The organism is Corallococcus sp. RDP092CA, assembly GCF_041903675.1.
Lineage (GTDB): Bacteria > Myxococcota > Myxococcia > Myxococcales > Myxococcaceae > Corallococcus.
In genome coordinates, this window is the sequence record NZ_JAYESI010000117.1 from 1 (window position 1) to 542 (window position 542).

Consider the following 542-nt stretch of genomic DNA (forward strand, 5'->3'; position numbering starts at 1 on the left):
TCGAAGCCTTGCAGCCTGTACGCGACCTGAGCCGCAGCCCGCTCTTCCAGGCCATGTTCGTCCTGCAGAACACGCCCACCGAGGCGCTGCGCCTGCCGGGCATCTCCTTCCAGTCCCTCCCGCTGGAGGCGCACTTCGCCAAGTTCGATCTCTCCCTGGGCCTGCGTGAGGGTCCGGATGGCTTCGCGGGGGCGTTCGACTACGCGACGGACCTCTTCGATGCCGCCACCATCCAGCGCATGGCCGCTCACTTCAGCGTGCTGCTGGAGGCCATCGCGATGCAGCCCGACACCCGGCTGGGCGACCTGCCGCTGCTCACCGACGCCGAGCGCCATCAACTGCTCGTCGAGTGGAATCCGCCTGCCTCGCAGGAGCCGCGTGCATCCAGCATCCCCGCGATGGTGGAGGCCCAGGCGCACCGCACGCCGGACGCCGTCGCCGTCATCACCCCCGAGCGGCAGCTGACGTACCGGGAGCTGGACGCGAAGGCCAACCAACTGGCCCACCGTCTGCGCGGCCTCGGCGTCGGGCCCGAAGTCCGC

General features: G+C 70.1%; 1 protein-coding gene. It reads left to right on the forward strand.

Going from position 1 to position 542, the window contains the following annotated elements:
- Positions 1–8 precede the first annotated feature (8 nt).
- Positions 9–542, forward strand: a 534-nt coding sequence (locus U8525_RS34425; protein WP_374270966.1) for a condensation domain-containing protein, incomplete at its 3' end; no start/stop codon positions are given.